Origin of the sequence: Streptomyces sp. UNOB3_S3 (genome assembly GCF_020740895.1) — a bacterium.
GTDB lineage: Bacteria > Actinomycetota > Actinomycetes > Streptomycetales > Streptomycetaceae > Streptomyces.
On the sequence record NZ_JAILXP010000269.1, the window covers coordinates 1 to 9987 of the forward strand.

Annotated in this window: 9 protein-coding genes; 1 reads left to right on the top strand and 8 read right to left on the bottom strand. The window is 73.0% G+C overall.

Translation table 11 applies throughout. The annotated features are described in order from the left end of the window. Positions 1-309: 309 nt before the first annotated feature. The gene (locus K6I33_RS25045) at positions 310-2112 is read right to left on the bottom strand and encodes an ABC-F family ATP-binding cassette domain-containing protein (RefSeq protein ID WP_229356787.1); all 1803 of its coding nucleotides are present in this window, start codon (positions 2110-2112) and stop codon (positions 310-312) included. 185 nt (positions 2113-2297) lie between these two features. On the opposite strand from K6I33_RS25045, the gene K6I33_RS25050 reads away from it, so the two are divergent. After that, entirely contained in the window at positions 2298-3440 is a 1143-nt protein-coding gene (locus K6I33_RS25050; RefSeq protein ID WP_229356788.1) for an acyltransferase, read from the top strand. Positions 3441-3445: 5 nt separating this feature from the next. Here the strand turns inward: K6I33_RS25050 and K6I33_RS25055 are convergent, their stop codons facing one another. From K6I33_RS25055 to K6I33_RS25085, 7 genes are all read right to left on the bottom strand, one after another. Further along, a complete protein-coding gene (locus K6I33_RS25055; RefSeq protein ID WP_229356789.1) occupies positions 3446-4366 on the bottom strand; it encodes a 4-(cytidine 5'-diphospho)-2-C-methyl-D-erythritol kinase in 921 nt (306 codons plus the stop codon). Continuing rightward, on the bottom strand, positions 4363-5253 hold the full coding sequence (gene rsmA / locus K6I33_RS25060) for a 16S rRNA (adenine(1518)-N(6)/adenine(1519)-N(6))-dimethyltransferase RsmA (RefSeq protein ID WP_229356790.1): 891 nt from the start codon (positions 5251-5253) through the stop codon (positions 4363-4365). Before rsmA ends, K6I33_RS25055 begins: the two co-directional genes overlap by 4 nt. Beyond that, a complete protein-coding gene (locus K6I33_RS25065) occupies positions 5250-7019 on the bottom strand; it encodes a ubiquitin-like domain-containing protein (protein WP_229356791.1) in 1770 nt (589 codons plus the stop codon). Before K6I33_RS25065 ends, rsmA begins: the two co-directional genes overlap by 4 nt. Positions 7020-7112: 93 nt before the next feature. Next, positions 7113-8021, bottom strand: coding sequence for a TatD family hydrolase (locus tag K6I33_RS25070; RefSeq protein WP_229356792.1), 909 nt, complete (start codon positions 8019-8021; stop codon positions 7113-7115). A 50-nt stretch (positions 8022-8071) separates the two neighbouring features. Continuing rightward, positions 8072-8527 (bottom strand): hypothetical protein, encoded by a 456-nt coding sequence (locus K6I33_RS25075; protein ID WP_229356793.1) that lies wholly within the window; start codon positions 8525-8527, stop codon positions 8072-8074. A gap of 186 nt (positions 8528-8713) precedes the next feature. Beyond that, the gene (rsmI, locus tag K6I33_RS25080) at positions 8714-9565 is read right to left on the bottom strand and encodes a 16S rRNA (cytidine(1402)-2'-O)-methyltransferase (RefSeq protein WP_229356794.1); all 852 of its coding nucleotides are present in this window, start codon (positions 9563-9565) and stop codon (positions 8714-8716) included. A gap of 70 nt (positions 9566-9635) precedes the next feature. Beyond that, positions 9636-9987 (bottom strand): DUF6299 family protein (locus tag K6I33_RS25085; protein ID WP_229356795.1); only part of this gene is annotated, 352 nt, incomplete at its 5' end.

The following is a 9987-nucleotide window of genomic DNA, read 5'->3' on the forward strand; positions in this document are numbered from 1 at the left end:
GACAGCTTCGGCGCGCCCCAGGACCCCCGGGGCGCCGAAGCCGCCCCGGGGGTCCTGGGGAGCGCCGAAGCCTCCGCCCGGCGGTCCCTGCGGTGGCTGGGGTGGCTGCGGCGGCTGTGACATCAGCTTTCCTCTTTACGCGCGGACCGGGGCTTGCTGCACCGCATGAATCCCGCCAGTGTGCGGCAGGCGAGCGGGTGTTCTTTGTACCACCCGGCGCCGACACCCCAAGGGCCGATCTCGGATGTATCCACCACCTGAGACCGGCCCGTGACGAGACTGTTGCGCCTGCCGGCGCCTGGCGTCCCGTCAGGCGTCCTCGGCCAGTTCGAGCCAGCGCAGCTCCAGCTCCTCGCGCTCACCGGCCAGTTCCCGCAGCTCGGCGTCGAGCTTGGCCACGGCCTCGAAGTCGGTGGCCTGCTCGGCGATCCGCGCGTGGAGCTTGGCCTCCTGCTCGCTGATGCGGTCCAGGCGGCGCTCGATCTTCTGGAGCTCCTTCTTCGCCGCGCGGGCGTCGGCGGCGGGCTTCGCCTTGACGGCGGCGGACGCGGCCGGGGCGGGCGGCGCGGCGGCCTCGATGACGCGCTGACGGCGCTCCAGGTACTCGTCGAGGCCGCGCGGCAGCATCCGCAGCGCCCGGTCGCCGAGCAGCGCGAAGACACGGTCCGTCGTGCGCTCGACGAAGTACCGGTCGTGGCTGATGACGATCATCGAGCCGGGCCAGCCGTCGAGGAGGTCCTCGAGCTGGGTGAGGGTCTCGATGTCGAGGTCGTTGGTGGGCTCGTCGAGGAAGAGGACGTTGGGCTCGTCCATCAGCAGGCGCAGGATCTGGAGCCGGCGGCGCTCACCGCCGGACAGGTCGCCGACGGGCGTCCACTGCTTCTCCTTGGTGAAGCCGAACTTCTCGCAGAGCTGCCCGGCGGTCATCTCCCGGCCCTTGCCGAGGTCGACCCGGTCGCGGATCTGCTGGACGGCCTCCAGGACCCGCTTGGCGGGGTCGAGTTCGGCGACCTCCTGGGAGAGGTAGGCGAGCTTGACGGTCTTGCCGACGACGACCTTGCCGGCCGCCGGCTGCTTCTCGCCCTCGGTGCGGGCCGCCTCGGCGAGGGTGCGCAGCAGCGAGGTCTTGCCGGCGCCGTTGACGCCGACGAGGCCGACGCGGTCGCCGGGGCCCAGCTGCCAGGTGAGGTGCTCGATGAGCGACTTGGGGCCGGCCTGGACGGTGACGTCCTCCAGGTCGAAGACGGTCCTGCCCAGGCGCGAGCTGGCGAACTTCATCAGCTCGGAGCTGTCGCGCGGCGGGGGCACGTCCGCGATCAGCTCGTTGGCGGCCTCGATGCGGAAGCGCGGCTTGCTGGTGCGGGCGGGGGCGCCGCGGCGCAGCCAGGCGAGCTCCTTGCGCATCAGGTTCTGCCGCTTGGTCTCCTCGGTGGCGGCGATCCGCTCCCGCTCGGCGCGCGCGAAGACGTAGTCGCTGTAGCCGCCCTCGTACTCGTGGACGGTGCCGCGCTGGACGTCCCACATGCGGGTGCAGACCTGGTCGAGGAACCAGCGGTCGTGGGTGACGCACACCAGCGCCGAGCGGCGGGCCTGGAGGTGGCCGGCCAGCCAGGAGATGCCCTCGACGTCGAGGTGGTTGGTGGGCTCGTCCAGGACGATCAGGTCCTGCTCGGAGATCAGCAGCTTGGCCAGCGCGATGCGGCGGCGCTCACCGCCGGAGAGCGGGCCGATGACGGTGTCCAGGCCCTGCGGGAACGCGGGCAGGTCCAGACCGCCGAAGAGGCCGGTCAGCACGTCGCGGATCTTGGCGTTGCCGGCCCACTCGTGGTCGGCCATGTCCCCGAGGACCTCGTGCCGCACGGTGGCGGCGGGGTCCAGGGAGTCGTGCTGGGTGAGGACGCCCATGCGCACATGACCGGCGTGGGTCACCCGGCCCTTGTCGGCCTCCTCCAGCTTGGCGAGGATGCGGATGAGCGTGGTCTTGCCGTCACCGTTGCGGCCGACGACACCGATCCGGTCGCCCTCGTTGACACCGAGGGAGATGCCGTCGAGCAGCGCACGCGTGCCGTACACCTTGTCTACGGCTTCCAGATTGACCAGGTTGGCTGCCATGCCGCTGCCGCTCCTTGTTCGATGGGACTGACTCCAGGATCCCACGGCCGGCCGGAGCCCCCGACCGGGCCCGGGCGGCCCCGCGCGCGGCATTCGGCCCGGTCCACCGCAGGGCAAGATCGCTGGTAGATTCCCCCGGTCCGCGCCCGTATCCGCGCATTTCCGTCCGGCCAGAAAGACACCGCGTGAGCCTTATATCGGAGGCCGTTCCTCAGACCGGTTCGGTTCCGCACCCCCGGACGGCGGCCTCGCGGACCCGGCTGGAATCGCTCACCGGTCTGCGGTGGTTCGCGGCGCTCCTCATATTCTGTTACCACTTTTCGTACGAGCAGTACGGCGCCGGTACCGCGAAACACCTGCGCGCGCTGAAGGACGCCACCTTCGCCGGCCCCACGGCGGTCTCCTTCTTCTTCATCCTCTCGGGCTTCGTGCTCGCCTGGTCGGCACGGCCCGGCGACCCGGCCCCCGGATTCTGGCGGCGGCGTTTCGCCCGTATCTACCCCAGCCATCTGGTGACCTTCGGCGTCGCGGCGCTGATGCTGGTCTGGATGGGCAAGAGGCTGGAGACCGGCCTGGCGCTGAGCAATCTCACCCTGACCCAGGCCTGGGTGCCCAACGACGCGGAGCGCTGGTTCGCCTACAACGGCGTCTCCTGGTCGCTCGGCTGCGAGTTCTTCTTCTACCTCTGCTTCCCGCTGCTGATCTCCGCGATCCGCAGGCTCCCCCTCGCGGGCCTGTGGACCGTGGTCGGCCTCGGGAACGTCTTCGTCCTGCTGCACCCCTTCACCATGGGCTTCTTCCTGCGGACGGCGGGCTGGGAGCCGAAGTTCACGCTGTACATGTTCCCGCCGGTGCGCCTGGCCGAATTCGTCATCGGCATCGTGCTCGCCCTGCTGGTGAAGAAGGGCGCCTGGCGCGGCCCGGGCCTGGTGGCGAGTGTCGCGCTGTCCGTGGGAGCCGTCTTCGCCCTGGCGCACCTCATGCCGGAGAAATTCCACTGGGTAGCCGTCACGGTGGTTCCCTTCACCCTCACCATCGCGGCGGCCGCGCGCGCGGACGTACGGGGCGAGGAGTCACCGTTCCGGAACCGGTTCGTGGTGTACCTCGGCGAGGTTTCCTTCGCCTTCTATCTCCTGCACGAAATGGCCATTTTCAGTACGAGCCATTTCCTGAGGCTGCACCACCTCACCATCCCGCTGGTCGTGCACGCCGCCCTGGTCATGGCGGTCTCACTGGGCGGTGCCGTTCTCCTGCACGAGTACGTGGAGAAGCCGTGTGCGAAGCTGCTGCGTCCCCGGGCGGAACGGATCCGTCGCTCAGGCCGATGAGTCGCTCAGGCCGATGAGCGGGCGGTCCCGCACACCGTCGCCCCCGGCACCGGCCCCGACGTGACGCGGACCGCGCGGCAGGTGCCGGAGGAGCGGAGGGCGTCCGCGACCTTCTCGGCGGTGGCCGCGTCGGCGGTGAGGAACGCCGTCGTGGGGCCGGAGCCGGAGACCATGGCCGCCAGTGCCCCGGCCTCCTCGCCCGCCGCGAGCGTCGCCGCGAGCGACGGGCGCAGGGACACGGCGGCCGGCTGGAGGTCGTTGGCGACGGCGGCCGCCAGGGCGGCCGCGTCGCCGGTGCGCAGGGCGTCCAGCAGGGCGGCCGACGGCTCCGGGTCGGGTACGGGCGTGGTGCCGCGCAGCCGGTCGCACTCGGCGTAGACGGCGGGCGTGGACAGGCCGCCGTCGGCGACGGCGAACACCCAGGAGAAGGCGCCGCCCGCCTCCAGGGGCGTCAGCAGCTCGCCCCGGCCGCGGCCGAGGGCCACGCCGCCGACGAGGCTGAAGGGCACGTCGCTGCCGAGCTCCGCGCAGATCTCCAGGAGCTCCTCGCGGGAGGCGCCGGTGCCCCACAGGGCGTCGCAGGCGAGGAGGGCGCCCGCGCCGTCCGCGCTGCCGCCGGCCATGCCGCCCGCGACGGGGATGTCCTTGTCGATGTGGATGTGGACGTTCGCGTCGCGGCCGTGGCGGGCCGCGAGGGCAAGCGCCGCCCGGGCGGCCAGGTTGGTGCGGTCCAGGGGCACCTGGGCGGCGTCCGGGCCGGAGCAGGTGACGCGCAGCTCGTCGGCGGGGGTGACGGTGACCTCGTCGTACAGCCCGACCGCGAGGAAGACGTTGGCCAGGTCGTGGAAGCCGTCGGGACGGAGCGGGCCGACGGCGAGCTGGACGTTGACCTTCGCGGGTACGCGGACCGTGACGGAGGCGGTCACAGGGTGGCGCCCTTCTGTTCGGCGATGGCGGCGAACTCGTGGACGGTCAGCGCCTCGCCGCGGGCCTGCGGGGAGATGCCGGCGGCGACCAGCGCGGCCTCGGCCGCGGCGGCCGAGCCCGCCCAGCCGGCCAGCGCGGCGCGCAGCGTCTTGCGGCGCTGGGCGAAGGCGGCGTCGACGACGGCGAAGACCTCGGCCTTGGTGGCCGTCGTCTTGACGGGCTCGGTGCGCCGGACCAGCGAGACGAGGCCGGAGTCGACGTTGGGCGCGGGCCAGAAGACGTTGCGGCCGATGGCGCCGGCCCGCTTGACCTCGGCGTACCAGTTGGCCTTGACCGACGGGACGCCGTAGACCTTGTTGCCCGGCTTGGCGGCGAGCCGGTCGGCGACCTCGGCCTGGACCATGACCAGGGTGCGCTCGATGCTGGGGAACCGGTCCAGCATGTGCAGCAGCACGGGCACGGCGACGTTGTACGGCAGGTTGGCCACGAGCGCGGTGGGCGCCGGGCCGGGCAGTTCCTGGACGTGCATGGCGTCGCTGTGCACGAGCGCGAAACGGTCGGCGCGCCCGGGCAGCCGCGCGGCGATCGTGCCCGGCAGCGCGGCGGCCAGCACGTCGTCGATCTCGACCGCCGTGACCCGGTCGGCCGCCTCCAGCAGGGCGAGGGTCAGCGACCCGAGGCCCGGTCCGACCTCGACGACGACGTCGTCGGGCCGCACCTCGGCGGTCCGTACGATGCGCCGGACCGTGTTGGCGTCGATCACGAAGTTCTGGCCGCGCTGCTTGGTGGGGCGGACCCCGAGGGCGGCGGCCAGTTCGCGGATGTCGGCCGGGCCGAGGAGGGCGCCGGACTCGCCGGACTCGTCTGTGCTGGGGCTGGAGCTCACCCGTGAAGTTTACGGCCGCACACGGGCCAGGGGCTCGCCCCCCGGCTGACGTACAGCTTCTTGGCCCGCATGGTCTGCTCCTCCGCCGGGGCGTCCTGGGGGCGGCCGCTGCCGCCGAGGGACTGCCAGGTGCCGGTGTCGAACTGGTACAGCCCGCCGTAGGTGCCGGACGGGTCGACGGCACCGGGCCGCCCGCCCGCCTCGCACTGCGCGAGCGCGCTCCAGTTGAGCCCCTCCGCGCCCTGCACGGTGGTGGGCCGGGCCTTGGTGCCGACCTTGACGATCTCGGTGCGGGGCGGCCGGACGGTCTCGGAGCGGATCTTCCTGGGCTTCTGCTTGACGCCGTTGACGGTGCGCAGGGAGTACGTGACGCGCTCGACGCCCTTCTCGCCGCGCTGGGCGACGACCTCGGTGCCCTTGTAGAGCGAGGGGTCCTCGTGGCGCTCGGTGGTGAAGTCGATGGGCTCCTCCTTGACCTCCTCGTCGGCGGAGATCCGCATGACGGAGATCGTCTGGCCCTCGCGGGGGAAGCTCTCGGGGTCGACGGAGGTGGTGTCCTCGCCGCGCAGCCCGATGCCGGCCTGTTCGATGGCCTCGCGGACGGTCGCGGCGTTGGTGCGGACGGTGCGCTCGCGCCCGTCGGCCATGAAGGTGACGGTGCGCTCGGTGCGGACGTCCAGGTCCAGGCCCGTGCGCCCGATGGGCGCGGAGCGGGACGCGGACAGATAGGCGCCCTCGGCCCGGACGCCGAGCTGGCGCAGGGCGCCGTCGACGGTGCGGGCGGTCGTCCACACCTGGCGGCGTTCCCCGTCGAGGGTGAGGGAGACGGGGCGTCCGTAGCGGACGATGACGCGGTCGCCGGAGGCCAGGTCGTGGTGGCGGCCGGGGGCGACGATGTCGTGCTCGCCGACGGCCATGCCCTCGTCGGCGAGCAGTTCCTCGACGTCGCCGGCGAAGGTGTGGAGGGTGCGGGGCTTGCCGTCGACGCTCAGCTGGACGGCCTTGTCGCCGGCGATGAAGGCCGACGTCCCGCCGGCCAGGAAGGCCACGACGAGCGCCTGCGGCAGCAGCCGTCGCAGCGGCTCGGCGCCCCGCTCGCGGGGTGCCGAACGGGCGCCGGACCGGGTGCCCGCCGCGGCCCCGGGCCGGGGGGCGGCGCTCCGCGCCGGGCGCTTGCGGCCGCCGGCCGCGGCCGCCCGCCGCGAGGCGGCCCGGCCGCCGGGGACCGCGGGGTTGGTGCCGGGGTCCGGGCCGGGGTCGGCGTCCGGAACGGGCCCGGCCACGGGCGGGCCCGCCACGGGGAGGCTGTCGGCCACCGCGAACCCGGTGGGGGCGCCGTGGGCCCCGTGGGCCTCGGCCGTCCCGGGGTCGTGGGCCCCGGGCCCCCGGCTGTCCGGAGGGGCCGCCTGCCGGGGGAGCTGCGGCTGCCCGAACGGCTCGTAGGGCTCATAGGGCTCGGGCGGTTCATACGGTTCGTACGGTTCGTAGCCCTCGTGACCCCCGGCCCCGTACGGGCCGTGCGTGCCGTACCGCTCCGGCGGGCCGGACGGGCCGTGGTCATGCGGCCGGTAGGGGTCGTAGGGCTCGTACGCCTCGAACGGCTCCAGGGGCGCGAACGCCCCGTGGTGACCGTACGGCTCGTACAGCGGCGGCGCGGCGTACGGCTCGGGCGGCCCGTACGGCTCGCGGGGCGCGTACGGGTCGTACGACGGGGTTCCCGTCGCGGCGCGGGGTGCAGCGTGGGGGCTGCCCGGTGCATGACTCACGACACTCCACTGGTCCGGCTAGGCCCGGGACTGTAGCGGAGCTACCATCACCCACCAAAGTCGTATCGTCACACGGTGTCGCGGAAATCGGCGTCAGTATCCGAAGACACGTGCGGTATTGGCCGCTACCGCCGTGGCCAGGGCGTCCTCGGCGATGCCCTTCACTTCGGCCATCGCGCGCAATGTGACCGGAATGAGGTAGGGCGCGTTGGGCCGTCCGCGATACGGGGCCGGGGTCAGGAAGGGCGCGTCGGTCTCGACGAGGATCAGGTCGAGGGGGGCCACGGCCAGGGCGTCCCGCAGGTGCTGGGCGTTCTTGAAGGTGACGTTGCCGGCGAAGGACATGTAGTAGCCCTCCTCCGCGCAGACCTTCGCCATGGCGGCGTCGCCGGAGTAGCAGTGGAAGACCACCCGCTCGGGAGCGCCCTCCTCGGCGAGGACGCGCAGCACGTCGTCGTGGGCGTCGCGGTCATGGATGACCAGGGCCTTGCCCTGCCGCTTGGCGATGTCGATGTGGCGCCGGAAGGAGTACTCCTGAGCGGCCATTCCCTCAGGTCCGGTACGGAAGTAGTCCAGTCCCGTCTCCCCCACACCGCGTACCTGGGGCAGGGCGGCGAGCCGGTCGATCTCCTGGAGCGCGGCGTCCAGGGCGGGCATCCCGCCGGGCTCGCGGGCGCCCTGGCGCGACCAGCCGTCGGGGTCGCCGAGGACGATGCGGGGCGCCTCGTTGGGGTGGAGCGCCACCGTGGCCCAGACGGGCTCGTACGCGGCGGCCGTCTCGGCCGCCCAGCGCGACCCGGCCAGGTCGCAGCCCACCTGGATCACCGTGGTGACCCCGACGGAGGCGGCCTTGGCCAGCGCGTCCTCGACCGTGCCGCTCTGCATGTCGAGGTGGGTGTGGGAGTCGGCGACGGGCACGGACAACGGTGCCGGGAGCGGCGGAGGGGTGTCCTTGTCGTTCTTCTTCCGCTCGCCGCTGACCGGGCCGTTGTTCGATGCCATGGCTGCGATTCTAGGGAACGCGTGATTCTAGGGATCGCGCGCGACCGGGCTCACTTCCGGTGGAAGGGCCGCAGCAGGTCGGCGAGGTGCCAGTGGTGACCCTCGCGGGGCTCGTGGGGCTCGTGGGAGCCGGCGTTCGGCAGCGGTCCGGCGGCCGCCTGGAGGGTCGCCGGGACGGAGGTGCGCTCGGCCAGATGCAGGGCGTCGGCGACCACGGACACCTGTCCGGACCGCATGATGCGCACGGTGTGCGCACCGCAGTTGACACAGGTCGGGCGGGTCAGCGGGGACGGCACGCGCCGGCCGTCCGCGTAGTAGAGGACGAAGGGCAGGCCCTTCGCGTCCACGTGGTGCCTTATCTCGTACGACTGCTCCCAGCCGCTCCCGCATCGCATGCAGACGAAGGAATACGACTCGTGGGCCGGCTCGAACGCGGCGGCGGTCTGCTCCGTCACCGTGCGGGTCGCGGGCTGGGCTCCGCTGGAAGCTCCTGCGGTCTCGCTCATGGCAGCTCCTCTTGTCCGCTGGACAAGTCTCTCCGGGACCGGACGTCCCACCACCAGGGAACGCCCATCCCGGCGACGGCGCAGCAGCCTGACCCACGAATTGGGACAAACTTGGCGGCTCCATGCCCGAAAGCGTTGGCTGCCATGCCAGGGCTTTGCTTTTCAGGTTAGCCCTTTACCTTACTGTCAATCCCGCTGTGCGGCATTTTTTGCCGCTACGACCGCATCGAACACATCCCTCTTGGGTAGGCCTGTCTCCGCCGCCACGGCCGCGATCGCCTCCTTGCGGCGTTCGCCCGCCTCCTCCCGGACGCGTACGCGCCGGACGAGCTCGGCGGGGTCCACTTCCTCGGGCCTGTCGGGGGCCCCTTCGACGACGATCGTGATCTCGCCCCGGACGCCCTCGGCCGCCCAGGCCGCCAGCTCGGCCAGGGGGCCGCGCCTGACCTCCTCGTAGGTCTTCGTCAACTCCCGGCACACGGCGGCCCGGCGGTCCGCGCCGAAGACCTCGGCCATCGCGGCGAGCGTGTCGTCCAGCCGGTGCGGGGCCTCGAAGTAGACGAGCGTGCGGCGCTCGCCGGCCACCTCGCGCAGCCGGCTCAGCCGCTCGCCGGGCTTGCGGGGCGGGAAGCCCTCGAAGCAGAACCGGTCCACGGGCAGGCCCGAGACCGCCAGCGCAGTGAGCACGGCCGAGGGGCCGGGCACGGCCGTGACCCTGACGCCCTTCTCCACGGCGGCCGCGACGAGCCGGTAGCCGGGGTCGGACACGGACGGCATCCCCGCGTCGGTGACCAGCAGCACCCGCGCCCCGCCCACGAGGGCCTCGACCAGGTCGGGGGTCCGGGCGGACTCGTTGACCTCGTTGTAGGAGACCACCCGGCCGGTGGTCCGCACCCCCAGCGCCTGGGTCAGCCGGCGCAGCCGGCGGGTGTCCTCGGCGGCGATCACCTCGGCGGCGCCGAGCTCGGCGGCCAGCCGCGGGGGCGCGTCGGCGACGTCGCCGATGGGGGTTCCTGCGAGTACGAGAGTTCCAGTCACGCTCCCATCCTCGCAGCTCGCCGCGGCGGCGCTCCGGACGCCGGGGTCCCGGGCCCCGGCCGCGGCCGCCTCAGCCCCTGCGGGCCGGCACCAGCGTGATGTCCCGCTCGTGGACGACGGCCAGGAACCGCGGCAGCGGGATCCCGCCCCGGTCGGAGCTCATCTGGAGCAGCGTGCCGTCCGCCCGCGCCGGGCCGGGCCGCAGCGCCGCACCGTAGGGGCGGGCCGAGTTCCGCCACCGGTGGCGGGCCCCGTCGCAGACGGCCTTGCTGCCGCCGATGCCCTCGGTCCGGCGGTGCTGGAGGACGTTGCTGGCGACGAAGACGGTGCCGGTGTGCTCGACGACGGTGCAGCGGTAGCTGCCGGTCATGGTGACGGTGCCGTCGGGGGCGAGGGTGGCGGTGGGGTCGATGGTCATGGAG